Origin of the sequence: Cellulomonas wangleii, from assembly GCF_018388445.1 — a bacterium.
Lineage (GTDB): Bacteria > Actinomycetota > Actinomycetes > Actinomycetales > Cellulomonadaceae > Cellulomonas > Cellulomonas wangleii.
This window is the reverse complement of sequence record NZ_CP074405.1, coordinates 831,279-856,696: the sequence shown is the minus strand read 5'-3', so window position 1 is coordinate 856,696 and position 25,418 is coordinate 831,279. Positions and strand designations below refer to the sequence as shown.

The 25,418-nt window shown below is 75.0% G+C and carries 25 protein-coding genes and 1 riboswitch; of the genes, 10 read left to right on the top strand and 15 right to left on the bottom strand.

The features are described 5' to 3' along the window. Positions 1–235: 235 nt before the first annotated feature. A complete protein-coding gene (locus tag KG103_RS04155; RefSeq protein WP_249670796.1) occupies positions 236–2,062 on the top strand; it encodes a BCCT family transporter in 1,827 nt (608 codons plus the stop codon). 124 nt (positions 2,063–2,186) lie between these two features. Then, the gene (locus KG103_RS04150; RefSeq protein ID WP_207342378.1) at positions 2,187–2,570 is read left to right on the top strand and encodes a DivIVA domain-containing protein; all 384 of its coding nucleotides are present in this window, start codon (positions 2,187–2,189) and stop codon (positions 2,568–2,570) included. 83 nt (positions 2,571–2,653) lie between these two features. Here KG103_RS04150 and KG103_RS04145 read toward each other — a convergent pair whose 3' ends face one another. Beyond that, positions 2,654–3,325 carry an AIM24 family protein gene (locus tag KG103_RS04145; RefSeq protein WP_207340589.1) on the bottom strand — a complete coding sequence of 224 codons (672 nt, stop codon included), beginning with the start codon at positions 3,323–3,325 and terminating at the stop codon, positions 2,654–2,656. A 134-nt stretch (positions 3,326–3,459) separates the two neighbouring features. After that, a complete protein-coding gene (locus KG103_RS04140) occupies positions 3,460–3,867 on the bottom strand; it encodes a transferase (protein ID WP_242635795.1) in 408 nt (135 codons plus the stop codon). A 213-nt stretch (positions 3,868–4,080) separates the two neighbouring features. On the opposite strand from KG103_RS04140, the gene KG103_RS04135 reads away from it, so the two are divergent. Together KG103_RS04135 and KG103_RS04130 are read left to right on the top strand one after the other, a co-directional pair. Further along, positions 4,081–4,620 (top strand): OsmC family protein, encoded by a 540-nt coding sequence (locus KG103_RS04135; RefSeq protein ID WP_243656362.1) that lies wholly within the window; start codon positions 4,081–4,083, stop codon positions 4,618–4,620. Between the two features lie 3 nt (positions 4,621–4,623). After that, a complete protein-coding gene (locus KG103_RS04130; protein ID WP_207340587.1) occupies positions 4,624–5,442 on the top strand; it encodes a hypothetical protein in 819 nt (272 codons plus the stop codon). A gap of 106 nt (positions 5,443–5,548) precedes the next feature. Here KG103_RS04130 and KG103_RS04125 read toward each other — a convergent pair whose 3' ends face one another. Further along, complete coding sequence (locus tag KG103_RS04125) at positions 5,549–6,541, bottom strand: aldo/keto reductase (protein WP_207340586.1); 993 nt, start codon at positions 6,539–6,541, stop codon at positions 5,549–5,551. Positions 6,542–6,574: 33 nt separating this feature from the next. Between KG103_RS04125 and KG103_RS04120 the strand changes: the two genes are divergently transcribed. The 3 genes from KG103_RS04120 to rocD all read left to right on the top strand — a co-directional run bounded on the left by KG103_RS04120 (position 6,575) and on the right by rocD (position 9,245). After that, a complete protein-coding gene (locus KG103_RS04120) occupies positions 6,575–7,063 on the top strand; it encodes an SRPBCC family protein (RefSeq protein WP_207340585.1) in 489 nt (162 codons plus the stop codon). A 131-nt stretch (positions 7,064–7,194) separates the two neighbouring features. Beyond that, positions 7,195–8,022 carry a dimethylargininase gene (gene ddaH / locus KG103_RS04115; RefSeq protein ID WP_207340584.1) on the top strand — a complete coding sequence of 276 codons (828 nt, stop codon included), beginning with the start codon at positions 7,195–7,197 and terminating at the stop codon, positions 8,020–8,022. After that, a complete protein-coding gene (gene rocD, locus KG103_RS04110; RefSeq protein ID WP_207340583.1) occupies positions 8,019–9,245 on the top strand; it encodes an ornithine--oxo-acid transaminase in 1,227 nt (408 codons plus the stop codon). The genes ddaH and rocD overlap by 4 nt, the downstream gene beginning before the upstream one ends. Before the next feature lie 22 nt (positions 9,246–9,267). Here rocD and KG103_RS04105 read toward each other — a convergent pair whose 3' ends face one another. From KG103_RS04105 to KG103_RS04085, 5 genes are all read right to left on the bottom strand, one after another. Next, a complete protein-coding gene (locus KG103_RS04105) occupies positions 9,268–10,728 on the bottom strand; it encodes a CAP domain-containing protein (protein ID WP_207340582.1) in 1,461 nt (486 codons plus the stop codon). A 162-nt stretch (positions 10,729–10,890) separates the two neighbouring features. Beyond that, complete coding sequence (locus tag KG103_RS04100) at positions 10,891–11,823, bottom strand: universal stress protein (RefSeq protein ID WP_207340581.1); 933 nt, start codon at positions 11,821–11,823, stop codon at positions 10,891–10,893. Between the two features lie 189 nt (positions 11,824–12,012). Further along, positions 12,013–12,552, bottom strand: a complete 540-nt coding sequence (locus tag KG103_RS04095; RefSeq protein ID WP_207800810.1) for an HNH endonuclease — start codon at positions 12,550–12,552, stop codon at positions 12,013–12,015. Between the two features lie 205 nt (positions 12,553–12,757). Next, positions 12,758–13,540: a C40 family peptidase gene (locus KG103_RS04090; RefSeq protein WP_207340579.1), complete on the bottom strand. Its 783-nt coding sequence runs from the start codon at positions 13,538–13,540 to the stop codon at positions 12,758–12,760. Positions 13,541–13,543: 3 nt separating this feature from the next. After that, positions 13,544–13,768: riboswitch (cyclic di-AMP (ydaO/yuaA leader) on the bottom strand. Between the two features lie 298 nt (positions 13,769–14,066). Then, a complete protein-coding gene (locus tag KG103_RS04085) occupies positions 14,067–14,756 on the bottom strand; it encodes a metal-dependent transcriptional regulator (RefSeq protein ID WP_207340578.1) in 690 nt (229 codons plus the stop codon). Positions 14,757–14,882: 126 nt separating this feature from the next. Here KG103_RS04085 and serC point away from each other — a divergent pair, with 126 nt between their 5' ends. Next, a complete protein-coding gene (gene serC / locus KG103_RS04080) occupies positions 14,883–16,019 on the top strand; it encodes a phosphoserine transaminase (RefSeq protein WP_249670795.1) in 1,137 nt (378 codons plus the stop codon). 95 nt (positions 16,020–16,114) lie between these two features. Here the strand turns inward: serC and KG103_RS04075 are convergent, their stop codons facing one another. From KG103_RS04075 to KG103_RS04050, 6 genes are all read right to left on the bottom strand, one after another. Then, positions 16,115–16,819, bottom strand: a complete 705-nt coding sequence (locus tag KG103_RS04075) for an LPXTG cell wall anchor domain-containing protein (protein WP_207340577.1) — start codon at positions 16,817–16,819, stop codon at positions 16,115–16,117. A 151-nt stretch (positions 16,820–16,970) separates the two neighbouring features. Then, the gene (locus KG103_RS04070; protein ID WP_207340576.1) at positions 16,971–17,306 is read right to left on the bottom strand and encodes an ArsR/SmtB family transcription factor; all 336 of its coding nucleotides are present in this window, start codon (positions 17,304–17,306) and stop codon (positions 16,971–16,973) included. Then, positions 17,303–17,773: an SRPBCC domain-containing protein gene (locus tag KG103_RS04065; RefSeq protein WP_207340575.1), complete on the bottom strand. Its 471-nt coding sequence runs from the start codon at positions 17,771–17,773 to the stop codon at positions 17,303–17,305. Before KG103_RS04065 ends, KG103_RS04070 begins: the two co-directional genes overlap by 4 nt. A gap of 161 nt (positions 17,774–17,934) precedes the next feature. Further along, a complete protein-coding gene (locus tag KG103_RS04060; RefSeq protein WP_207340574.1) occupies positions 17,935–19,815 on the bottom strand; it encodes a DUF4012 domain-containing protein in 1,881 nt (626 codons plus the stop codon). A 95-nt stretch (positions 19,816–19,910) separates the two neighbouring features. Then, positions 19,911–21,311 (bottom strand): MFS transporter, encoded by a 1,401-nt coding sequence (locus KG103_RS04055; protein ID WP_207340573.1) that lies wholly within the window; start codon positions 21,309–21,311, stop codon positions 19,911–19,913. Continuing rightward, positions 21,308–21,784, bottom strand: a complete 477-nt coding sequence (locus KG103_RS04050) for a MarR family winged helix-turn-helix transcriptional regulator (RefSeq protein WP_249670794.1) — start codon at positions 21,782–21,784, stop codon at positions 21,308–21,310. The genes KG103_RS04055 and KG103_RS04050 overlap by 4 nt, the downstream gene beginning before the upstream one ends. A 102-nt stretch (positions 21,785–21,886) precedes the next feature. On the opposite strand from KG103_RS04050, the gene KG103_RS04045 reads away from it, so the two are divergent. Beyond that, on the top strand, positions 21,887–23,185 hold the full coding sequence (locus KG103_RS04045; RefSeq protein WP_207340572.1) for an EAL domain-containing protein: 1,299 nt from the start codon (positions 21,887–21,889) through the stop codon (positions 23,183–23,185). Further along, positions 23,182–23,685 carry a VanZ family protein gene (locus tag KG103_RS04040; protein WP_249670793.1) on the top strand — a complete coding sequence of 168 codons (504 nt, stop codon included), beginning with the start codon at positions 23,182–23,184 and terminating at the stop codon, positions 23,683–23,685. The genes KG103_RS04045 and KG103_RS04040 overlap by 4 nt, the downstream gene beginning before the upstream one ends. 5 nt (positions 23,686–23,690) lie before the next feature. Here the strand turns inward: KG103_RS04040 and KG103_RS04035 are convergent, their stop codons facing one another. Then, on the bottom strand, positions 23,691–25,181 hold the full coding sequence (locus KG103_RS04035; RefSeq protein WP_207340571.1) for an NCS2 family permease: 1,491 nt from the start codon (positions 25,179–25,181) through the stop codon (positions 23,691–23,693). Positions 25,182–25,418: the final 237 nt, after the last annotated feature.

Sequence of the window (25,418 nt, the reverse complement as noted above, 5' to 3'; positions counted from 1 at the left end):
CGCGCGCGTTCTACCCACCGCGGCGCGACGGGCCAAACCCGCGCGGTCCCCCGTGCAGGGTCCGCAACTTTCGGTCCGATCGCTCGCGCTCCCACCGCTGAGCCGTGACCCTCTTCCGTGGCCCGGCCACCGACGAGAGGCAGCTGTGAACGACCATCGCACGGAACCCCCGCCTACCGAGGACGGTCAGCGCACCGCCGCGCAGCGGGCACGCGCCACGCGCATCCTGCAGGAGGTGACCTCACCGAGCACCGTCGGGACCCCGCACCCCGCGCTCCTGCCGGGGATCGGCGTCGAGCAGACGCACCGTCGGTTCAGCGTCGACACGGTCGTGTTCGCGGTCGCCGCCGCGCTCGTCGCCGGCGTCATCGTGTGGGGCGTCGCCAACCCGTCGGGGCTCGCGGCCTTCGCGGGCGCCGGCTTCGACGTCGTCACGCAGGACTTCGGCTGGTTCTTCAGCGTGCTGACCGTGGTCGTGTTCGGCTTCATGATGTGGGTCGGGTTCGGGCGGCACCGCGCGGTGCGGCTGGGACAGGACGACGAGGGCCCGGAGTTCTCGACCGTCTCGTGGATCACCATGCTGTTCTCCGCCGGCATGGGCATCGGTCTGCTGTTCTACGGCCCGCTGGAGCCGATGACGTTCTTCACGGACCTGCCGCCGGCGTTCGCCGCGTCGACCGAGGCGGGCAGCAACGCCGCCATGCACGTGGCGCTCGCGCAGACGACGTTCCACTGGGGCCCCATCGCGTGGGCCTACTACGCGCTGATCGGCGGTGCCGTCGCGTACGCGGCGTACCGCAAGGGCCGCGTCCCGCTGATGTCGGCGCTGCTCGAGCCGATCTTCGGTGCCCGCTCCCACGGCCTGCTCGGCAAGGTCGTCGACGTCTTCGCGATCGTCGTCACGCTGTTCGGCACCGCGGTGTCCCTGGGCATCGGCGCGCTGCAGATCGGCCGCGGCGTGGAGGTCGTCGGTGGCATCGGCGCCCTGGGCAACGCGGCGCTGGTCGGCATCATCGCGGTGCTCGCCGTGGCGTTCATCCTCTCGGCCGTGTCGGGCCTCAAGCGCGGCATCCGCGCGCTGTCCAACATCAACATGGCGCTCGCCGGTGCGCTCGGCCTCTTCGTCCTGGTGACGGGGCCGACCGTCCTGCTCCTCAACCTGATCCCCGGCGCCCTCATGACGTTCGTCGGTGAGCTGCCGACGCTGATGGCCCAGTCGGCCGCGACGGCCCCCGACGCGCAGGAGTTCATGAGCGCGTGGACCACCTACTACTGGGCGTGGTGGGTGTCGTGGACGCCCTTCGTCGGGCTGTTCATCGCCAAGATCAGCCGCGGCCGCACGCTGCGCGAGTTCGTCACCGCCGTCATCGTGGTGCCCAGTGCCGTGTGCCTGGTGTGGTTCACGGTGGTCGGCGGCACCACCATGTGGTTCGAGCAGACGGGGGCCGGCATCAGCCAGGCGGAGTCCGGCCAGGACATGCTGTTCCTGCTGCTCGACGAGCTGCCGTTCGGCGCCCTGACGTCGGTGGCCGCGGTGATCTCGATCGTCATCTTCTTCGTCACCAGCGCCGACTCGGCCTCCATCGTCATGGCCAGCCTCTCGGAGCGGGGCAACCCCGAGCCGCGCCGCTGGACCACCGTCCTGTGGGGTGTCGCGCTCGCGACGATCGCCGCCGTCCTGCTGGTCGGCGGCGGGCAGGTCGCGCTGACGGGCCTGCAGAGCCTCATGATCGTCGCGGCGCTGCCGTTCGCCGTCGTCATCATCTTCGTGATGGTCGCGTGGGCCAAGGACCTGGCGCGCGACCCGCTGACCCTGCGGCGCCGGTACGCCCGCGAGGCCCTGGAGCAGGGCGTCCGCGCCGGCATCGAGGAGCACGGCGACGACTTCGTCGTGGGCGTCGTGGCCACCGAGCCCGACGAGGGCGCGGGCGCGTGGCTGGACACCGACGACCCGGTGCTGACCGACTGGTACCAGCCGGAGGGGGAGGACGGCCAGGGCACGGACGACCGGGACTCCGACGACGAGGGCTCCGACGACCGCAAGGACCCCGTGCTCGCCTGAGCTCGGCACGGTGCCGCGACCGACCGCCCGGTCGCGGCACCGGCCGTCCCACGGCGGGTGACGTCGCCGACACGCCTCGGCACGTCCGGGCGACGCCTGGCGGTCCCGGTGGCACGATCTGCGCATGCTCACCGCCGACGACGTCCAGCAGGCCCGCCTGCCCCTCACCAAGCTCACCGAGGGGTACGACAAGGACGAGGTCGACGACCTGCTCGCCAAGGTCGTCGCGACGCTGCGCGCGGTGGAGAGCGGGACCGCGATCGACGACCCCGTCACCGCGGACGGGGTGCTGCAGGCGAGGTTCCAGGCCACGAAGTTCCGCGAGGGCTACGCGCAGGACGCGGTCGACGACCTGCTCGACCGGGTCATGACGACGCTCCGGGAGCGCCCCGCCGTCCCCGTCCCCCCGCCGGCGTCCGCCGCGCAGGTGGCCGGCGCACCCGACGGCGCCGTGCCCGGTCTGCTGGCACCGCGGCGCTCCTGGTGGCAGCGCGTCCTCGGCGGCTGAGCCGCGGGGGCCCCTGGTGCGAGGCGTTGCTGCCGGTCTCCGGCAGCAACGCCTCCACAGCCAGGTCGGGGACCCGGCGCCCGTCAGCTCGTCTGGACGACGCCCGCGAAGCCCTCGGACGGCTGCACGACCACGAACCCCGGACCGTGGAACTTGTACTGGAACGCCTCGCCGGACCCGCCGCGCAGCATCGAGGTCATGTTCAGGCTGGACACGACCTCGGGCGCGAGGTTGGCCGACCAGCACACCGCGGCGTTGGGGTCGACGTACGTCGGCTGCTGCGAGCAGTCGAGGATGACGGGCTTGCCGTCGGACGTCAGCGCGACGGAGCCGTGCCCGTGCACGACCGTGTTGAAGAACCCGCCGGTCATCACCCCGGCGCCGCGGGTGCGGTGCAGGTCCCACTGCAGGGACGCGTCGAACGCGAGCAGCGACGTGCCGCCGACGCTGATGGCGTCACCCTCGAGCTGGATGATGAAGACGTCCTCGGCGTAGCGCGCGAAGAACACGTCACCCTGCCCGGACACGGTCATGAGCGACTGGTCGTCGCTGCTGATGGCCCGCTTGACGAACTTGGCGAGGGAGTCCGAGCCCTTGTGGTGGAACTGCACGGCACCCTGGTAGGCCACCATGACGCCCTTGGCGGCCAGCACGGGCTCACCGAGCGTGACCTTGAGCATCTTGGGGCTCTGCAGGACGAACCGCTGCCCGTTCTCCACCTCGAGGTTGGACTGGTCGAAGATGTCGCTGCGCATGGCGCACATCCTGCCTCGCGCCACCGGCGCCGCACGCCAGCCCAACGGGTGACGTCCGGCGGTCCGCGCCGGCACGCGGGCAGGGCCACGCGCGACCGGGCTGACCTGCGCGGTCGTGGGCCGTGCGGTGGGTCTCAGGCGGCCAGGACGTGCGGCGGGAAGCCGCTGCGCTCGACGTGCGCCCCCTCGGCGACCTTCGCCTCGGGCTCGACGACGAGGCCGGCGTCCAGCCGGGCCCGTGCCCCGACGTCGACGCGCACCCCGAGCCGACAGCCGCGCCCGACGAGCGCCTCACGGCCGACGTGCACGTGCGACCCGAGCCGCGCGCGCTCCTGCACGACGGCTCCGGGCTCGACCCAGACGTACCTGCCCACGGACGCACCGGCCTCGACCACGGCACCGGGGTCGATCCACGCGGAGTCGGCCACGTAGGCGGTCGGGTCGACCTTCGCGCCCCTGGCGACGAGGCCGCCGCCGTTCTCGTGTCGCTGGTAGCGGACGACCTTGCCGTCCTCGGTCTCGAGTTCCTCGTATCTCTTCATCCTGGCCATCAGAACGATCCGACACGACGGGGTGTTCCCGACGGAACCCCGTGCACAGGACCTTCACGCGAGCCACCCGCGTCACCCCCGCGTTCCTCGTCCTCGGCCCCGCCGGACGTCGCCGCGCCGTGCCGGTGCGGGGCCCGCAGCCGGCCGGTGCGGGGTGCCGCGTCCGCCCGGCGCACGTCGCACCTGCGTGCGAGGATCGGCCCCATGACGACCGACCAGGACGCACGCGACCTCGCCGGGGACCCGGCACCGGCCGGGTCCGGCACGGCACCGGGCGACCCGTCCGACGTGCCCGCGGTGAGCGGCGCGCAGGACCCGCTCGCCAACGCGGACGACACGGCGCTGTGGCTGGAGCGCACCGGCACGCGGCAGTACGTGGGGCGCAGCTCCCGCGGCGGGGAGGTGCGCATCGGGTCGCTGGGCGACCCCGACACCTTCACGCCCGGCGAGCTGCTGAAGATCGCGCTGGGTGCGTGCACGGGCCTGTCCTCGGACGCGGCGCTGGCGCGGCGTCTGGGCGACGACGTGCAGGTGACCATCCGCGTCGGCGGCATGTCACACCCCACCGAGGACCGCTACCCCGCGCTGGCGGAGGTGCTCGAGGTCGACCTGTCCGGGCTCGACGACGCCGCCCGTGACCGGTTGCTGACCGTGGTGCACCGCGCGGTCGAGCAGCACTGCACGGTCGGGCGCACGCTCGAGCACGGCGCCACCACCACCCTCACCGTCACCGGGGAGCGCTGAGGCATGCCGCACCTGCTGCAGTCCGCCCTCGAGAAGGCGGTGACGATCCCGTCGGCGACGATCCACGCGCACGTCGAGAACCTGCGACGTCGTAACCCCGGCGCCGGGCCGGACCAGGTCGTCAGGCTCCTGGAGAAGGAGTACCTGATGGTCGTCGCCGGCACCGGCGGCGCCGTGGGGGCCGCCGCGGCCGCACCGATCGTCGGCACCGGCCTTGCCACCGCGCTGACCGTCAGCGACGTCGCGACGTTCTTCGGGGCGTCGGCCGCGTTCTCCCTGGCCGTCGCGTCGGTGCACGGCATCGAGGTGGCGGACACCGAGCGCCGCAAGGCCCTGCTGCTGGCCACGCTGCTGGGCGAGTCCGGCGCGAAGGCCGTCAGCGACGCCACGGAGATCGCGACGCTGCGCGTCGGGCGGGTGCTGCTGACCCGCATGCCGATGAGCACCGTCAAGAAGGTCAACAACCAGCTCACCCGCCGCCTGGTGCGCACGCAGGCCGCGCGGTTCGGCGGCCTCGCCCTGGGCCGGCTGGCCCCCTACGGCATCGGCGCCGCGATCGGCGTGGCCGGCGGCCGCGCCCTGGGTCAGACGGTCGTCAAGGGCGCCCGCACGGCCTTCGGGCCGCCGCCCCAGACGTTCCCGCAGGTCATCGTCGCGGCGGCCGTGTCCGCACCGGGCTGGGGACTGCCGCCGGGCACCCCGCCGGAGCTGTGGCCGGCCCCGACCAGCGCCGCGCACCCGGTCGACCCGACCGGGCCTGCGGACGCACCGGCTGCGACCACCCGCCGGGGGCGGCGGCGAGGACTGCCGCGCTCCAGCTGAGGGCACCGTCGGACGATGCGTCGCCACACCGCGCACCTGGTGGAGTCGCTGCCGCCCGTCCGACCGTGACCGTCACGCACGGGGCGCGACGGTCACGCCCTGCCGCCTACCAGCGGTCGTGGACGTGGGGGCGGACGCTGTCGTCGTAGACCCGCTCCAGGGCTGCCATCGTGCTGTCGTCCAGGTCCGGGAACGCGTCGGTGGCGGCGTTGGCCTGCGCCTGCCCGGGCGTGCGCGCGCCGGGGATGACGACGGAGACGCCGGGCTGCTGCGTGATCCACTTGAGCGCCAGCTGGGCCGTCGTCATGCCGGACGGCGTGATCGCGGCGACCTCGCGCGCGGCGGCGACACCCACCTCGTAGGGGACGCCCGCGAACGTCTCGCCGACGTCGAACGCCTCGCCGTTGCGGTTGTACGTGCGGTGGTCGTCGGCCGCGAACTGCGTGCTCTCGTCGTACCGGCCCGTCAGCAGGCCGGACGCCAGCGGGACGCGGGCGATGATGCCGATGCCCGCCTCGACGGCCGCGGGCAGCACCTGCTCCAGCGGCTTGCGACGGAAGACGTTGAGGATGATCTGCACGCTCGCGACGTGGGGCCGCTCGATGGCCGCGAGCGCCTCGTCGACCGTCTCCACCGAGACGCCGTAGGCGGCGGCGCGGCCGTCCTCGACGATCCGGTCGAGCGCGTCGTACACGGCCTCGGTGCGGAACACCGGCGTGGGCGGGCAGTGCAGCTGCACCAGGTCGAGGGTGTCGGTGCGCAGGTTCTGGCGGCTGCGGTCCGTCCAGCGGCAGAAGTTCTCGTACGTGTACGCGGCAGGCTCGTGCGGGTCGGCGCGCCGGCCCATCTTGGTCGCGACGGTGACGCGCTCGGCCACGTCCGGCCGCGACGCGAGGAACTGGCCGATGGCCCGCTCCGAGCGGCCGTCGCCGTACACGTCGGCGGTGTCGAGGAACGTCACGCCCGCGTCCACGGCCGCCTCCAGGACGCTCAGGGCCGTGTCGTCGGCGACGACGCCCCAGTCCCCGCCGAGCTGCCAGCAGCCCAGCCCCACGACCCCGACCTCACGACCCGTCCGTCCGAGCACTCGCGTCTGCATGCGCCAGACGCTACCCCGCGGGAGGATCGGCGGATGACGTCCCGCATGCACGCCGCAACGGCCGTCGTGACCCGTGCGCTGCCGGTCCCGGCGGACGTCGCGTGGCGGGCGCTGACGGACGCCCGCCGGCACGGCCGGTGGATCCCGATGACGCGCGTGCTCACCGACGGACCGCCGCGCCTCGGGTCGCACGTGGTCGGCATCTCCGGACCCGGAGCGGCACGCGGCGCGCCCGGCCTGGTCGACCGGATGGTCATCACGCGGTACGTCCCGCCGGGCGACGCGGCGGGGGATGCCGCGGGCGAGGCCGTGTTCACCAAGCACGGTCCGCTGCTGCGCGGGACGGCGTCGATCGTCGTGCTCCCCACGTCGCCCACGACGTGCCGGGTGACGTGGTCGGAGCACGTCCCGCTCGCCGGCCCGCTGCCCGCGGCGTGGACGGCACGGCTGACCGCTCCCCCGCTGCGGGCGATGCTGCGGCTGGTGCTGCGGCGGGCCGCGGCGGACCTGACGACGGCCTGAGCCGCGGCCGGGGCGGGACGGCTCCGGCGCGGTGCCGCGCCGGAGCGCGCAGCGGCCCCACCGGCCCCGGGACTCGTACGCTTCGTCACGGGCCGCCCACCCCCTGCGGTCCCCGTCCCGCGAGGAGACCCATGACCGCGCACGCGCCCGGCGCCACCCCCCGCCACTACCTGATGTGCGAGCCCACGCACTACACGGTGGCGTACGAGATCAACCCGTGGATGGACCGCACGCGGGCCACCGACACGGACCTGGCGGTGCGGCAGTGGCGCACGCTGCGTGACACGTACCTGGACCTCGGCCACACGGTCGACACCATCGAGCCGCTCCCTGGGCTCCCGGACATGGTGTACGCGGCCAACGGGGCGACCGTCGTCGGCGGCGTCGTGTACTCCGCGCGGTTCCGGTACCCCGAGCGGCAGGCCGAGGGCCCCGCGTACGAGAAGTGGTTCGCCGACCGCGGCTACCTCACCCACACCGCGGCGCAGGTCAACGAGGGCGAGGGCGACATGCTCGTCGCCGGTGACATGGTGCTGGCCGGCACCGGGTTCCGCACCGAGCGCGCCGCGCACGCCGAGGCGCAGGAGCTGTTCGGTCGCCCGGTGATCTCCCTGGAGCTGGTCGACGCGCGCTACTACCACCTGGACACCGCGCTGGCCGTGCTGTCGTCGGACCCGGCGGACCCGCAGATCGCGTACTACCCGCCGGCGTTCTCCCCCGGCTCCCGCGAGGTGCTGCGCTCGCTGTTCCCCGACGCCGTCGTCGCCACGGACGAGGACGCCGCCGCGCTGGGCCTCAACGCGGTGTCCGACGGCCTGCACGTGGTGGTGGCGCCGCGCGCCACGCACCTGGCCGACGCGCTGCGCGAGCGCGGGTACACGCCCGTGCCCGTCGACACCTCCGAGCTGCTCAAGGGCGGCGGCGGGGCCAAGTGCTGCACCCTGGAGATCCGGCGGTGACCGCGCGGCCCGTCGGGACGTCCGCGCTCGCGCCGAACTACCACCCGCTGCCGGTCACGCTGACGACGGGCGAGGGGGCGTGGGTCACGGACACCGGCGGGCGGCGGTACCTCGACCTGCTGGCGGGGTACTCGGCCCTCAGCTTCGGGCACCGGCACCCGGCGCTGGTGGCCGCGGCGCACGCGCAGCTCGACCGGCTGACGCTCACGTCACGGGCTTTCGACCACGAGCTGCTCGAGCCGTTCGCCCAGGCGCTCGTCGGGCTGGTCGGGCCGCTGCTGACCGGCCGCTCGCACCTGGTGCTGCCCATGAACACCGGCGCCGAGGCGGTCGAGACCGCGATCAAGGCGTCCCGCAAGTGGGGGTACGAGGTGCGCGGCGTGCCCGCGGACCGCGCGACGGTCGTCGTCGCCGACGGCAACTTCCACGGGCGGACGACCACGATCGTGTCGTTCTCCTCCGACCCGGACGCGCGTCGCGGGTTCGGGCCGTTCACGCCCGGGTTCGTCAGCGTGCCGTACGGCGACGCGCGGGCGCTGGCCGCGGCGGTCGACGAGACGACGGTCGCGGTGCTGCTCGAGCCGGTGCAGGGCGAGCAGGGCGTCGTCGTGCCGCCGGTGGACTACCTGCCGGCGGTGCGCCGGGTGTGCGACGAGGCCGGTGTCCTGCTCGTCGCCGACGAGATCCAGTCCGGGCTGGGGCGGGCGGGTGCGACGCTCGCGTGCGAGCGGTTCGACGTGCGGCCCGACCTGGTGACGCTCGGCAAGGCGCTCGGCGGCGGGATCGTGCCCGTCTCCGCGGTCGTGGGCCGGTCCGACGTGCTCGAGGTGCTGACCGCCGGGACGCACGGGTCGACGTTCGGCGGCAACCCGCTGGCCTGCGCGGTGGCGCTGGCCGTCGTGGACCTGCTGACGCCCGGCACGCTGCAGGCGCGCGCCCGCACCCTCGGTGAGCACGTGGGCGACCGGCTCGCCGGCCTCATGGACGACGGGCTGCTCACCGGAGTCCGGACGATCGGGCTGTGGGCGGGCATCGACATCGCCCCGTCCGTGCCGGGCGCCCCTGCCAGCGGACGCGAGCTGTGCGAACGCCTGCTGGCTCGCGGCGTGCTGGCCAAGGACACGCACGGCGGCACCATCCGGCTCGCCCCGCCGCTGACGGTCGACCCGGCGGACCTCGACGCGGCGCTCGACCACCTGGAGACGGCGCTCACCACGCCGTGACGGCCGGTGGTGCCGTGGCCGGTCAGCCGAACGTGATCGAGGTGTAGAGCCAGCCGTCGTACGACACCGCGCCGATGTACGCGGTTGAGTAGCCGCCCAGCATCTGCTGGTTGTGCCCGCTGGACCCGGCGTACGCCGCGATCATGCGCGTGGCGTTGCCCGGGCTGACGCGCCCGACGATCTCCGGGCGCGCCTTGGGCGAGCCCGCGCGGGTGCCGGAGTGCCAGATGCTGTTCGAGGCGGCCATCTGCATCGCGTGCTCGACGCGGGCGCCGGAGCGCACGATCGACAGCGCACCCAGGCCGTTGGCGGCGCGGTGGGCGTTGAGGGCCTCGCCGACCGCCCCGGCCGAGGCCTCCGAGCCGGCGGTGGGCAGGCCGACCGCGGCGGGTGCCTCCGCCGCGGCGGCGGGGGCGCCACCGGACGTCCCGCCGCTCGGCGCCGTGCCGGTCGAGCGCCGGGTGCTGCCGGCGCTGCTCCCCTTGGCGGTGGTGGTCCGGCTGCCGGCGCGGGCGGCGGCCGCCTGCGCGGCGGCGGCCTCGGCCGCGGCCCGCTCGGCGGCGATGCGGGCGTCCTCGGCGGCCTGCCACGCGGCCTGCGCGTCGACGACGGCCTGCTGCGGCGCGGCGAGCGCGGCGGTGGTGGTCCGCAGCGTCGTGAGGGAGACGGCGGGGGCGTCGAGGGCGGCGGCGGCCCCGCCGACGGCGGTCTGCAGGGCGCCCCGCGGGCCGTCACCGGCCTGCGCCGACACCGCCAGGGTGGCGTTCGCGCGCTCGACCGCGGCACGGCCGACGGCGCCCGCGTCGGCGCGCAGCGCCCCGGCGACCGCGGTCCCGGCGACGAGACCCTCCGGGCGCGGCGCTGTGAGCTCCGGCGCGAGCGCGACACGGACGGCCTCGACGCGGCTCTGTGCGGCGCGGTGCGCGTCCGCGCGCGCCGCGCGGTCCTGCTGCACGGCCCACACCCCGCCGGCGGAGACGAGGACCCCGGCGGCGGTCAGCAGCGCGACGATCCGACGCCCGTGCGGACGCGCCGCGGCCCGCGGCTGCGGCGCGGGCTCGGCGGCGACGGGCTCCGGGGCGGCGTGGTCGGGGACGGCGTGGTCGGGGACGGTCGGCGCGGCGACGACGGACGCGGCGTCGACGGACGTAGGCACGACCGGCACGCTCGCGGAGTGCGTCGGCACGCCCGGCTGCGTCGGGACGACGGTGAGGCGGTCCGGGCTCGTCGGCACCGCCGCAGGCCCGGGCGTGGGCGTCTCGCCGCGCCCCCCTGCCGACGTCGGACCACCCGGCGCCGGCACGACCGGGACGGGCCCGGAGACCGCGTGCCCGCCCTGGGTGGGGAGCCCACCGGCGGGCGCGTCCGCGACGTCCGTCCGGGCGGCGGCGGACGTGTCCTTCGCCGCCGCGGCACGCGCGGACGCGGACGTCCGCGCTCCGGCGTCGTCCGGGCGCGCGCCGTTCTCCTGCCGTCCGCTCATCGGTCCCCCCCGTAGGCGTGGTCGCTCCAACACGACTCCATCGGCATGTGCAGCGTCCGACCTGAGGGTTTCCGTCGCAAATGGTGGCACCAAATGCCCCGCCTCGTGCACATCCGTGCACGCCCCCCTCGCGAGGTGCCCGCCGTGCGCGGTGCGGAGGGGTCAGGGGCGGGTGACGTCGTCGCCGCGGGTGGTGACGACCATGACGGGGCAGCGGGCGTGGTGCAGGACCGCCTGGCTCGTGGAGCCGAGGAGAAGGCCGGCGAAGCCGCCGCGGCCGCGGGACCCGACGACCACCAGGTCCGTGGCCGCCGAGAACTCGGTGAGCAGCTCGGCGCCGGTGCCGTCGAGCACCCGCCGGTGCACGCGCGCGCCGGGGATCTCGGCCACCGCACGGTCGACGACGACGTCGAGCCCCTCGGCCACGTCCTTGAGGACCTGCTCGTGGTCCACCGCGGAGGGCAGCCACGCCAGCGCGCCGGTCATGGAGGCGATCGGGACGCCGGAGACCGCGAAGACGTCCGCGTCCCAGACCACCGCCTCACGCAGCGCGGCGCGCAGCGCGCGCTCGGCCGGGGGTGATCCGTCGACCCCCACCACGATGCGGCGCACGGGCCGCAGGGGCGCGGTCTCGCCCTCCGCCAGCGGGTGGCCGTCCTCGCCGCGCAGGGGCACGACGACCGTGGGGCACCAGCCGTGCGCCGGCAGGGCCGAGGAGACCGTGCCGAGCAGCCGGTCGGCGAACCCGCCGCGGCCGCGCGTGCCGACGACGGCGAGCTCGACGTCGCGCGACTCCTCGACCAGCACCCCGGCGGCGTCCCCCGTCAGGACGCGGCCCTGCACCAGCACGCCCGGGTCGTGCAGCCGTCCGACCGCCTCGTCGAGCACCGCCTGCGCGCCGGCGCGGATCGTCTCGTCGTCGAGCGCGGCGTACCCGCCGTCGAGGGAGGCGGCCGTGAACGTCGGCAGCGAGTAGGCCACGACCACCTGGAGCCCGGCCCCGCGGGTCCGGGCCTCCGCCGCGGCCCAGTCCAGGGCGTGCAGGCTGGCGCTGGACCCGTCCACCCCCACGAGGATCTCGTGCTCGCGTGCCATGCCGACCTCCGCATCGCGTGCCGCGCACCGTCGCGCCGCAGTCCGGTTGTCAGCCATCGTGGCACAGCAGCGCGCGGGGACCGCAGAGAACCGCCTGGTGGGCGGCCCGCAACCACCTGGCGGTACGCGACGACACGCCGTGCGCACCGCGGGCGCCCTCGGCGCCCCTCCCGCGTCGGCGCCCGGGCGTCAGGCCACGAGGTACGGGGACCACGCCGGGTCGGCCCGGCCGGCGGCACCGCCGACCGTGACCGACCAGCGCGGCGCACGGGGCCGGAACGGCAGCTCCCAGCCGAGCTCGTGGAGCGTGCGGTCCGCCTTGCGGTGGTTGCAGCGCACGCACGCCGCCACGACGTTGGTCCACTCGTGCCGCCCGCCGCGCGAGCGCGGGTGGACGTGGTCGACCGTGTCGGCGCCGCCGCCGCAGTACGCGCACCGGTGGTCGTCACGCTGCAGCACGGTGCGCCGGGTCGGCGGCACGGGCCGGCGGACGGGGACGTGGACGTACCGCGTGAGGACCAGCACCACGGGCACCGGCATCTGCAGATGGCTGGAGTGCAGCACACGGCCGTCGGACTCCAGCACCGTCGCCTTGCCGCTCATGACCAGCAGGACCGCGCGGTGGAGGCTGACGATGCACAGCGGTTCACCGCTGGCGTTGAGCAGGAGCGCGCGCGCCGGCACCGGGGCGCGTCCGGCATCGGGGTGGGTGGCCTGGTCGCTCGTCAGCACGGTGCACTCCTGACCTCGAGGGTCGGACCGGCTGGCTGCCGGCCCGGGACGAGAGGGAACAGCGTGGATGCGCGACCAGGGTACGCGCACGTCCAATTCCCGCAGCGGTGCGGGCGGTCGTGCAGGCGACCGGGGTGTCACGCAGAGACGACGAGGCCCCGACGACGTGGACGTCGTCGGGGCCTCGCGGCATCGGAGCGGCTCAGCCGACCCGGATGAAGGTGGGGTTGCTCTGCCAGATGTTGCGGAACTGGACCGTCTTGCCGGGGCGCGGCGCGTCGATCATCTGGTTGCCGCCGGCGTAGATGCCGATGTGCCCGGGGCTCCAGATCAGGTCACCCGGCTGGGCGTCCGCACGGGACACGACGGTGCCCGCGTTGCGCTGGGCCGACGACGTGCGCGGCAGCGAGATGCCGAGCTGGGCGTAGACGTACGACGTGAACCCGGAGCAGTCGAACCCGTCGGGCGTCGACCCGCCGGAGACGTAGGGGACGCCCACGTAGCGGGCGGCGATCTCGAGGACCGCGTTGCCGGACACCGACTGCGGGACCGGGTTGCTGGCGGGCGCCTGCGTGGTCTCCGTCGTCGCGGCGCGCTCGGCGGTGCGAGCGGTGGAGCGGGTCCGCACGGGCTCCGGCTCGGGCTCCGGCGGCGGCGCGGGCTTCTCGGCCACGATCACCGGGGCGTCGACCGTGAAGACGGCCTCGGCGGGCGAGGCGACCACGGGCGAGGTGTTGAGGACGGCGCGCGCCGACGCCGTGAGGGCGGCGGTGTCGACCGCGGCCAGCGCCGGGGTGTCGGCACGGTCCGTCGCGTAGGACGGCACAGCGATCATGGAGACCATGAGCCCGGACGACGCGGCGACGACGGCCGTCCGTCGACCGACGGTGCCCATCTGCTCGGACGCGGCGTTCGCCAGCTCGGTCAGCGGCGTCGAGGGGCGCCGTGCGGCGCGGTGACGCGCCTGGTTGATGCAATCGGACAAGGTCGTGCCTCTCCTGGCGCCTACGAGGTGAGCTGTCGGGTTCGGGTGGGAGATCACCCGGCCGGTCTTCCGTCACGACCTGCTGCGCACCGTGGTGCCCTGCTGTCGTGCCGTCGTCCCGGCTTCACCCCAAGGACACCGTGACCGGTGCCCAGAAGTGGTTCCCCCGCCCCTGCCGGCGAGTCGTACGGACCTGCGAGCGGCGGCAGGGTTCGGCGTTCCGCTCGAGGGCTCCCACGGAGGAGGGTTCCGAGAAGCAGGACGAACGTACATGACGCTCTGCGGGATTGTCACGCTCTGGTCACGAAGATCTCGAAGAGATCTTGGACGGGCGTCCGGGGATGTCCGGCGGACATCGCGACACGCCGTCGACACGCCGTTGGCGACCGGACGAACCGGGCCGCCGACCGGAGACCGGACACGTTCGGACAACCGCGGCCGCGGTCACGGACGCCCGTCGACCGGGCGCCACGACCGGGACCTCGGTCCCGGGCGCCGCCCGTCCCGGCGGTCCGGGCGGGTCCGCTCAGGCCCCGACGAAGATGTGCCGCGCCACGTCGTACGGCAGGTCGAGCACGGTCCCGGAGCCCGCCACGCCGACGGTGACCACCCCGGTGGTCCGCTCGACGCTCACCTCGGCCCCCGGCACGACGCCGGCCTCGGCCAGCCGGACCAGCAGCTCGACGTCGACCTGCAGGGGCTCGGCGATGCGCGCGATCACCGCGGTGCCGTCGGCGGCCGCGCCGAGGGCGGTCAGCGGCACCACGCCGTCGAGGAACCGCACGGGCGTGCGCTCCTCGCCGATCTCGTCCAGGCCGGGGATGGGGTTGCCGTACGGGTCGAAGTGCGGGTGGTCCAGCAGGGCGGCCAGGCGCTTCTCGACCCGCTCGCTCATGACGTGCTCCCAGCGGCACGCCTCCTCGTGGACGTGCGGCCAGTCCAGGCCGATGACGTCGGTGAGCAGACGCTCGGCCAGGCGGTGCTTGCGCATGACCCGCACGGCCTTGGCCAGCCCGTCGGGGGTCAGCTCCAGGTGCCGGTCGCCGGTGACGACGACCAGGCCGTCGCGCTCCATGCGGGCGACGGTCTGCGACACGGTGGGACCCGAGTGCCCGAGGCGCTCGGCGATCCGGGCGCGCAGGGGGGTGATGCCTTCCTCGGTGAGCTCGTAGATCGTCTTGAGATACATCTCGGTCGTGTCGATCAGGTCGCTCACCGCTCGGCCTCCCACGTCGCGTCCGGCGGCCCGGGACCCCGTGCCGCGTGCTGCGGTCCAGGGTAGTCGGCGCCTCGCGCACGGACGGGCCTGCCCGTGCGCAGCGCGCGTCGATATCCTCGACGGGTGCCCGACGCCGACGCCCTGAGCCACCTGACGATCCCCGCCGACCTGCTGCCCCGGGACGGGCGGTTCGGCTCCGGCCCGTCCAAGGTGCGACGCGAGCAGGTCGACGCACTGGCCGCCGTGGGCACCACGCTGCTGGGCACGTCGCACCGGCAGGCGCCGGTGCGCAGCCTGGTGGGTCGGGTGCGCGCCGGCCTGGCCGCCCTGTTCGACGCGCCCGACGGCTACGAGGTCGTGCTGGGCAACGGCGGGTCGACCACCTTCTGGGACGTCGCGACGCTGTGCCTGGTGCAGGAGCGCGCCGCGCACGCGCGGTTCGGGGAGTTCGGTGCCAAGTTCGCCGCGGCCACCACGCGTGCGCCGTTCCTGGCGCCGTCGCACGTGGTGAGCGCGCCCGCGGGGCAGGTCGCGGTGCCGGAGCACGTCGACGGCGTCGACGCGTACGCGTGGCCCCACAACGAGACCTCGACGGGCGTGATCGCGCCGGTGCGCCGCGTCGCGGGCTCGCGCGACGCGCTGATGCTCGTCGACGGCACGTCGGCAGCGGGTGGCACGACCCTCGACGTGTCCCAGACCGACGTCTACTACTTCGCCCCGCAGAAGTCGTTCGCCTCGGACGGCGGGCTGTGGCTCGCGCTGGCGTCCCCGGCCGCGGTCGAGCGGGCCGCCCGCGTCGAGGGCGGCGACCGCTGGGTGCCGGAGTCCCTGTCGTTCACGACGGCGGTCACGAACTCGCGCGCCGACCAGACCCTCAACACCCCGGCCGTGGCGACCCTGGTGCTGCTGGCCGAGCAGATCGACTGGATGCTCGAGCAGGGCGGCCTGGCGTGGGCCGCGCAGCGCACCGCGACGTCGGCCGGGCACCTGTACTCCTGGGCGGAGAGCCGCGACTGGGCCGCGCCGTTCGTCGCGGACCCGGCGCTGCGCTCCCCCGTGGTCGGCACGGTCGACCTGGCCCCGGAGGTCGAGGCGTCGACCGTGACGGCGGTGCTGCGCCGCCACGGGGTGGTCGACATCGAGCCCTACCGCAAGCTGGGCCGCAACCAGCTGCGGGTGGGCATGTACCCGGCGGTCGAGCCCGACGACGTCCTGGCGCTCACCGCGTGCATCGACCACGTGGTCGAGCAGCTGGTCTGACGACGCCCGCACGCACGCAGCAGGGCCCGGCACCTCGCGGTGCCGGGCCCTGCGTGCGTCGGGCCGTCGGACGTCGCGCGGCCTGCGGTACGGCGTCAGGCGCGGCGGCGACGTGCGGCGAGCACCCCGGCGACCCCGGCCAGCACGAGCCCGGCGCCGATCAGCGCGATCGGCCCGGCGGACGAGCCGGTCGCGGACAGCACCTCGGCCCGCTCGGCGGGCGCGGCCTGCGTGCCGACGGCCGCGGGCTCGACCCCGGCGGACAGCACGTCGGCACGCTCGGGCTGCGTGAGGCAGACGGGGCTGGACGGCGGGTAGGCCACGACGGCGGACGCGGTCGGGTTGACCGAGAACTGGACCTCGACCGACGGGCGGACCCAGTCGTACTCGTCGCCGACGACCCACGTGCCGTTCTCGAGGCGCCAGCCGGGCCAGTCGAGGCCGGTGCCGTCGGCGCCGACGACGGCGCCGGGCCACAGCACGCTGCCGGACAGCGGCTGGTCGGCCAGGACGACGTCGGGACCGGTGGGGTTGACGAAGGTGACGGTGACGGTGGTCTGGTCCGTGCCCACGGGCCGCACGACGTACTGCAGCCGCGGCACGCCGCCGTCGCACACGGGCGACAGGACGGCGACCTCGACCTCGCACGGCAGCTCGGCGCCGTAGCCGTCGGTGCCGCGCGTGCAGTCGTCCTGGGCGGCGGCGGGCGGCGCGGGCGTCGCGGCAGTGGCCGACGGGGCCAGCGCCGTCAGGGCCAGGACGAGGCCTGCGGCGGCACAGACCCGGATGAACGCGCGCATGGTGGCTCCTGTGTCGAAACGGACATTTCGTCTCATCCTCGCCCCGCGCGCCGCGGATTCCCATCCTCGTTCGGGTGAAACGGACAGAACGGGCATTATTCACCCGGACGATCGTCCAGGGAGGTGGGCCGAGGTCGGCCCGCTGACCCGCTCACCCCGGCGGCGCCTCCGCGAGGCGTGCGATCGCGGCCAGACGCTCGTCCCAGCGGGCGCCGACGGCGTCGAGCGTGCGCGCGAGCAGCCCGAGGCGGGCGCCGACCGCCCGGTACCGCACCTCGCGCCCCGCCCGCACGGGCTCGACCAGCCCCACCTCGGCCAGCACGGCGAGGTGCTTGGCGATGGCCTGGCGGCTCACCGGGAGCCGCTCGGCCAGTGCGGACGCCGACGCCTCGCCACGCCCGACCTCGGTGAGGACCCGCCACCGGGTCTCGTCGCCCAGCGCGGCGCAGACCGCGACGACGTCCGTCGTGCCGCTCGCGGACGTCACACCGCCACCCCGCCGGCGACGAGCGCCACGAGCTCGTCGAGCTCCTCGGTCCAGCCGTCCCGGTGGTCCGCGAGCTGGCGCAGCCGCTCGTCGCCGAGCCTGTCGAAGCCCGTCTCCACGACCGTGAGCAACGTGCCGTCGCCGTCGGGTGCGAGCGTGAAGGTCACGGTCAGCTCGGTGGCGGGGTCGAGATCGCCCCCGCAGCCGGGCCACGCGAAGGCGAAGCGGCGCGGCGGGTCGTAGGCCTCGATCCGCACCGGGCTGTCGCCCTCACCGTCCCACCCGAGGGTGCCGGTACCGCCGACGCGCAGGTCCGGCAGCGAGGCGCGCTGCCCGAACCAGCGGGCGACGAGGTCCTCGCGTGTGAGGACCTCGAACACGCGGGCGGGCGTGGCCTCGACACGGACCGTGCGGGAGACGGTCGACGTGGTGTCGTCGACGAGTGCGGTGGTCTGGTGAGCGGTCATGGCAGCCTCCTTGGTGCAACTCTCCTGTTGCACGACAGCCTGCACCCTGCTCGACCACGAAGCAACCCCGTGGTTGCATCTGCTGGGCGGCGGCGGGCCAGCCGCCCTCCCCGCGCCGGGACGGCGGTGGCCGTCGTCGGGCTCGGGTGCGGACGGCCGGCTCAGCGGCAGCGGTAGGCGGCGACGCCGGGCTGGGTGAGGGTCGGGGTCGTCCAGAGCGTCACGGCGCCGTCGCGCAGCGGGACGTCGACGGCGACCTCCTGGACCTGCCCGGGCGCCAGCCGTGAGGCGAGGCGCTGCACGTGACGCCCGTCGGCGGTGGCGGTGCTGCCGGTGGCCGGTGCGCCGTCGCGCGTGACGACCAGCGGCGGGCCGCCCTGCGCGGACCACACGGACACGGCCGTGAGCAGCGTCCCGACGGGCACGTCGGGCCCCGGTGACCCGGTGACGTAGCGCGGGAAGCCCTCGATGCCGGCGGGCGGGCGGTACTCCAGGCGCAGCACGGCGGTCACGGCGGGGTCGGGCCCGGTGCACCGCGCGTCGCGGAACGTCACGCCGGTGGCGAGGTAGGCGCCGAGCTTGGCCTGCGTGGCGTCGTCGAGGAAGATCCCCGGCTGGTCGGCGAACGGGCCGGAGGTGAACGCGCCGCCGGCGACGGTCGCGACCAGCCGCTCCTGCTCGTCGGGGTGCGCGGACCACACCCGCAGGCGGCGCTCGTCGACCGCGTCGCGGCCCGCTGCCAGCAGGTCGCGCGGGTCCCCGGCACCGGCGCCGACGGCGTCGAGGATGCCGGCGACGACGGCACCGAAGTAGTCGTCGGAGTCCGCGGGCTCCGGGTGGGCCACGTAGGCGTCGCGCAGCAGAGCCGCGGCGAGGCGGTCGGCCCCGAGGTCACCGCCGTCGGGGTCGGGCACGGGCCCGGTCGCCCCGACCAGCCCCGCGACGGCGACGGGGTCGGTGGCGAGCACGCCGTCCACGGGTCCTCCGCCGGCGCGCGCCCAGTGCGCCACCACCAGCTCGGCGGTGCGCGGGAAGTCGGGGGTGGACACGGCGTTCTGCGCCCACCGCCCCAGGTCGTCGCCCCACAGGGCGGACTCCTCGGCGGTCAGCGGCAGCACGAGCCGCCCGGCGCCGGCGAGGTCGCGCGCGCCACGGCGGTCGGCCAGGGTGACCCGCCCGTCCTCGACCCGCACCGCGACGAGCGTGCCGACGATGCCGCCGGCGGCGCGCAGCTCGGCGGTGTTGAGCGCGAGCACCAGGTAGGTGCGCGGACCGTCGACCCCGAGCATGGCCGGCAGCACACCGGCGGTGCGTCCGGCCGGGCCCAGCTCCTCGTCGACGCGGGCGAGGGCGTCCTGGGTGGTGCGCACCGGCTCGGCGAGCGGGCCGACCAGGCGGTCGGGGTCCAGCGCGGCGACGTCGGCGCGCGCGGCGGACGCGGTCGCGGCGGCCTCCTCGACGCGGGCGACCAGCGGCACCAGGGCCTCGACGTCGACGCGCCCGTCCGGGCCGCGCACGCCACCGCCCAGCAGGGCACGCAGGTCCTCGACCGCGGGCAGGACCTGGCCGGCGACGGCGTCGAGGGAGCCGGCGACCACGCGGACGGCCGCGAGCTGCTCCCCCGCCCACGGCAGGTGCTCGGCGGTGCGCCACACGGGGTCGGTGCTCGCGGCGGCGGCGCGCGAGGTGGCGGCGCGCACGGCGGCGAGGTCGTCGGTGAGCGCGGGGTCCAGCGCGGCGTCGACGGCCGTCCCGAGCGCGACGTCGCCGAGCAGGTCGCGGGCGTCCTGCAGCGCCGTGACCGCCTGCCACACGCGGGACGCGAGCCACGCCCCAAGCAGCAGCAGGACGACGGCGAGCAGGGCGAGGACCCGCGCGACGGTGCGGCGGTGGCGGCGCGGGCCTGCACCCGGCCCGGCGGTCGCGGGCTCGCTCACCGCCGCGTCGGCCGTCCGGTCCGCGGCAGCGTCGGCTGCGCCTGCGCCCGGCCCCGGTGCGGCGGCGTCCGCCGCGCCACCCGGCTCCGCCCTGGTCGTGCTCACGCGCCGATCGTCACATAGGGGGCGTACCGGGCATCGCCCGCGGGGTGCCTTTCACCCGAGGATCCACCCGTGCGGGTTCGCGGCCGCGTGGGACCTCAGGCGGCGTGCTGCGCGTCCGCGGCGTCCTGGACGGCGACCCGTGCGGGCGCGTCCGTGGCCCGGCGCCCGCCGGGGGTGGTCGGGGACGTCGGCGGGGTGGGGCCGGTGCCGTCGGGGTCGGGGCCCCGCCCGGTCCGGTCGTCCGGGTACAGCACCTCGAGGTGGGGGCGGGAGGCGACGTGGTACCGCACCTGCACGCCCCACCGGTTGCGGGCCCACAGGGCCGCGCCGACGGACACGAGGATCGCGGAGACGGACCCGACGCCGATGGACCACCGGGCCCCGAACGTCTCGCCGATCCACCCGACGATGGGCGACCCCACGGGCGTGGCACCGAGGAACACGACCATGTAGAGGGACATGACGCGCCCGCGCATCCGCGGGTCGGTGGACATCTGGATGCTGGTGTTGGCGGCGGTCATCATCGTCAGCGACGCGAACCCGACGGGGATGCAGGCGATCGCGTAGGACGTGTAGGTGGGCATCAGCGCCATGACGCCCGTCGTGACACCGAACGCGAACGCGGAGCCGATGACCAGGCGCACGCGAGGGCGGTCCCGGCGGGCGGCCAGCAGCGCACCGGTGAGCGACCCGATGGCCAGGACGGACCCGAGGATGCCGTACTCCTGCGCGCCGCGGCCGAACTCGGTGCGGGCCATCAGGGCGCTGGTGAGCTGGAAGTTCAGGCCGAACGTCGACACGACGCCGACGACCACCATGATGACGAGGATGTCGGAGCGGTTGCGGACGTAGGCGATGCCCTCGCGGATCTGCCCCTTGGCGCGCGGGGCCTGCGGCATGGGGTAGAGCTCGCTGCGGCGCATGAGCGTCAGCGACACGATGGTGGCGGCGAACGTGGCGGCGTTGATGACGAACACCCAGCCGCTGCCGACGGCGGCGATGAGCAGGCCGGCCAGGCCGGGGCCGATCAGGCGGGCGGCGTTGAACGACGCGCTGTTGAGGCCCACCGCGTTGGACAGGCGCTTGGCCGGCACCAGCTCGGCGACGAACGTCTGGCGCACGGGGCCGTCGATGGCGGTGACGACGCCGAGCATGCCGGCGAACGCGTAGACCTGCCACAGCTGGGCGTGGCCGGACAGTACGAGGGCACCGAGCCCGGCGGCGAGGACGCCCTGGGCGACCTGCGTGAGGACCAGCAGCTTGCGCCGGTCGAACCGGTCGGCGAGCAGCCCGGCCCAGGCGGAGAGCACCAGGGTGGGGGCGAACTGCAGGGCGGTCGTGATGCCGACGGCCACCCCCGACTCGTCCGAGAGCTCGGTGAGGACGAGCCAGTCCTGCGCGACGCGCTGCATCCAGGTGCCGACGTTGGCGACGAGGGCACCGGCGAACCACAGGCGGTAGTTGGGGAACGAGAGCGAGGAGAAGGTGGCACTCACGACGAGGTGATCCTCCGGAGGATCTCGGCAGCCTGGACGAGGACGGCGCGCTCGTCCGCCTCGAGGCCCGCGAGCCGGGCGGACAGCCAGGCGTCGCGGCGACGGCGGGTCTCCGCCACCTCGGCCTCACCCTCGGGGGTGAGGCTGACGACGACCTGGCGGCCGTCGGTGGGGTGCTCCTGCTTGCGCACGAGCCCGCGGTCGGCGAGGCAGCCGACCGTGCGGGTCATGGCGGGGGCGGCGATGCGCTCGTGCTCGGCGAGCCGGCCAGGGCTGGTGGGGCCCTCGCGCAGCAGGATCGCGAGCACGTTGAACTGGGGGTCGGACAGGCCCGCGTCACCGCGCTCGGCCTTGAGGCGCCGGGTGGCGCGGCCGAGCGTGACGCGGAGCTCGGCGGCGAGCGCGAGGTCCGCGGTGCCCGCCGCGGGCGGCACGGACGGCGCGGGGGCGGGCGGGGCGGGGGCGACGGTCACGGATGGTTACCTTACATCATGACCTCGGGTAAGGACATGTGGACATGCTCTTGCGCAGGTCACCGCGGTGGTGAACAGTCAGACCCGGGGAGGGATGCTGTCATGAAAGGTTCCAACTGGGACGTGTCGAACGATGCGCTCGTCGCCGAGCACGTCCTGGCGTCGACGATCGACCCGGTGACGAACCGTCCCGCCGCCACCGCGCTGAACACCGGGTGCACGCATCCCGCACCCGACGACGCCGTCGTCAGCGTGGTCGCGCTGGCCTACGACACCCCCAGCACGCGCAGCCTGCCGGGCCGCGCCCGGGGCGTCGACGTGGCCGAGCGCGCGCTGTGCCGGGACCTCGACCTGTGGGCCGACGCCCCGGGCAGCGTGGTGGCCATCGGCGAGGCCGCCGCGGCGTACGTCGCCCTGCACTCCCCCGACGAGTCGCGCGAGCTGCGGTCCCGGCTCGACGAGCTGCGCGCCCGCACCCGCCGTGCGGTGGGCCCACGGCCGCTGGTCGCCGCCGCGCAGGGCCCCGCCACGACGTCCGCCGACGTGGCCGCGCGGGCCATCGAGCGGCTGGTGCTGCCGGCCGGGACCGTGCCCGCCCAGGACCACTGGGTCGCCGGCCAGGTCTCGCGACGCCCCCTGTGGGACGCGGTGACCGGCGAGCGGTTCGGCACGCAGGTGCGGCTGCACGCCGCGGGCCTCGACGGCGTCCACGCCGAGCGCGCCGAGGGCCTGCTGTCCCTGACGCGCTCCACCCGGTACGTCGACGTCGCCCGGGCCGCGCACAGCGCGATCCCCCGCATCGTGGCGGCGTCGCCCACGGAGGGGCCGGTGCTGTGGGACGCCTCCGCCGCGCTGTCCGGCACGGGACCCGCGCGCGGCAGCCTCGCGCAGCTGCTGACCGAGCAGTGCCCGCCGGGGGTGTGGATCGGGGTCTCGGCGTGGCTCGCGGACGTCGACGAGGTGATGGAGGCGCTACGCACCCTGCGGGCGCAGGGGCGGCGGATCGTCCTGACGTCCTACGGCTCGGGGCGGGAGCCGCTGGCCGCGTTCGACGAGCTGCCGGTCAACGCCGTGCTGATCGACCCGTACCTGGAGCGCGGCGCCGCGCTGGGGATCGAGGACCGCACGGTGCACGCCGCGATCCTCGAGCACGCGACGCGCAACGGGATCCCCGCCCTGACGGGCACCCGCACGGCCCTGCAGCTGAACCGCCGGCCCGTGCCGTCCCCCCGGCCGCGCACCCCGCACCCCGGCGGGCAGCTGCTGGAGCGCGCCCGGCTGGTGGGCCTGACGCTGCGGCAGACCGCGCTGCTGGTCAACGCGACCCACGGGCAGGACCCGCTGGCACCGCGCTGGGACCGGTACGACGTGGCCATGCACTGGGCCGCGGACGCGACGTGAGCGACCCCCACCCGGGCGCCGCGGCACCGGGCGGCACCGGCGCGACGCTGCGCCGGCCCGTCCTGGTCCTGCTCCTGGTGGCCTACCTGGCAGCCGTGGCAGCCGTCACGCTGACGCCGGGACGCAGCCACGCGGGGTCGCTGGGCGTGGTCCGCACGGTGCTGCGGTGGCTGGACGAGCGCGGGATCCCGCTGCGGTTCGAGGTGGTGGAGCCCGCGGCGAACGTGGTGATGTTCGTGCCGTTCGGGGTGCTGGTGGGGCTGCTGCTGGGGCTGCGCCGGTGGTGGGCGGTGGTGCTGCTGGGGCTGGCGACGTCGGCGACGATCGAGACGGTGCAGCGGGTGCTGCCGGACCGGTTCTCGACCGTGCAGGACGTCGTGATGAACACGCTGGGTGCGGCGGTGGGTGTGGCAGTGATCGCGTGGGTCGCGCCCCGCGCCGGACGCACGCGGCCCGGGTCCGCGAGTGCGGACCCGGGCCGGGTGATGTCAGAGGGCTGAGGCCGTTACAGGCCGATGAGCTCCTGGATGGGGCCGAGGGCGAAGTACACGACGAACGCGACGGCCGCGAACCACATGAGCGGGTGCACCTGCCGGGCCTTGCCGACCGCCACCTTGATGAGCACGAACGCGATGAACCCCGCGCCGATGCCCGTGGTGATCGAGTACGTGAACGGCATGAGCACGAGCGTGAGGAACGCGGGGATCGCGATCTCGGGGGACTTCCAGTCCAGGCCGGTGATCTGCGTGACCATGAGGAAGCCGACGACGACGAGGACGGGCGCGGCCGCCTCGGACGGGACCATCGCGACCAGCGGCGACAGGAACGTCGCGAGCAGGAACGCGATACCGGTGACGACGGAGGCGAGGCCCGTGCGGGCGCCCTCGGCGACACCGGACGTCGACTCGACGTACGCGGTGTTGGACGAGACGGACCCGACACCACCGGCGACGGCCCCGAGGGAGTCGACGAGCAGGATCTGCTTGCTGCGCGGGGGGTTGCCACCCTCGTCGAGCAGCTTGGCCTCGGACCCGACGGCGACCATGGTGCCCATCGTGTCGAAGAAGTCGGCGAGCAGGATCGAGAAGACGAGCAGCGCGACCGCGAGGACGCCGACCTGGCCGACGGCCCCGAACAGCGAGAACTGACCGAGCAGCGACAGGTCCGGCACGGACGCGATCGCGTCCGGCACGGCCGGCACGTTCTGGTGCCAGCCGGCAGGGTTCTCGCCACCGGCCTGGTCGCCGATCTTCGCGACGGCCTCGACGATCACCGCGATCACGGTGGTGCCGATGACGGCGATGAGGAGGCCGCCGCGCACGCGCTTGACCATGAGGACGATCGCCAGGATCAGCCCGAAGACGAACACGAGCGACGGCCAGCCCACGAGGGACCCGCCGATGCCCAGCTCGAGCGGCGTGCCGCCGCCCTGGCGGACGAACCCGCCGTTGACGAAGCCGATGAGCGTGATGAACAGGCCGATGCCGACGCCGATCGCGACCTTGAGCTCACGCGGGACGGCCCGGAACACGGCCGTGCGGAACCCGGTGAGCACCAGGACGGTGATGATCAGACCCTCGAGGACGACGATGCCCATCGCGTCCGCCCAGGACACGCCGGGGATCGCCGCGATGGTGAAGGCCACGACCGCGTTGAGGCCGAGGCCCGCGGCCAGCGCCATCGGGAAGTTGGCGACGAGGCCCATGAGGATCGACAGGACGCCGGCGACCAGTGCGGTCGCCGCGGCGATGAGCGGCAGGTTGCTGCCGTCACCGGTGCCGCCACCCAGGAACTCGCCCGTGCCGTCCGGCACGAAGCCCAGGATGAGGGGGTTGAGCACGATGATGTAGCTCATCGTGAAGAAGGTGACGAGACCGCCGCGGATCTCGGCCCCGATGGTGGAGCCACGCTCGGTGATCTTGAAGAAGCGGTCGACGGCGCTGCGGGGGGGCGCGGACGCGTCGTCGAGCTTCTCCTCCGGGGAAGTTGTCGACATGGGCGGCAGTGTGGCAGAAGTGCGCGGCCCGGACGCGCACCGTCCGCATGGCCGGCAGGCGGCGTCCGCGCGGTGAGCGCGGGCGCGGGTTCACCCGCCGTGCGGGCGATAAATGGAGGGCGCGCGCGTGTGCCGGGAATGCCCTTCCCCGAGGTCGCAAGATATGGTCGCGCGGTGAGATGGAACGTTGAACCGGCAAATACCACCACACGTGCGCGAAAGGGTCGATAAAGACCT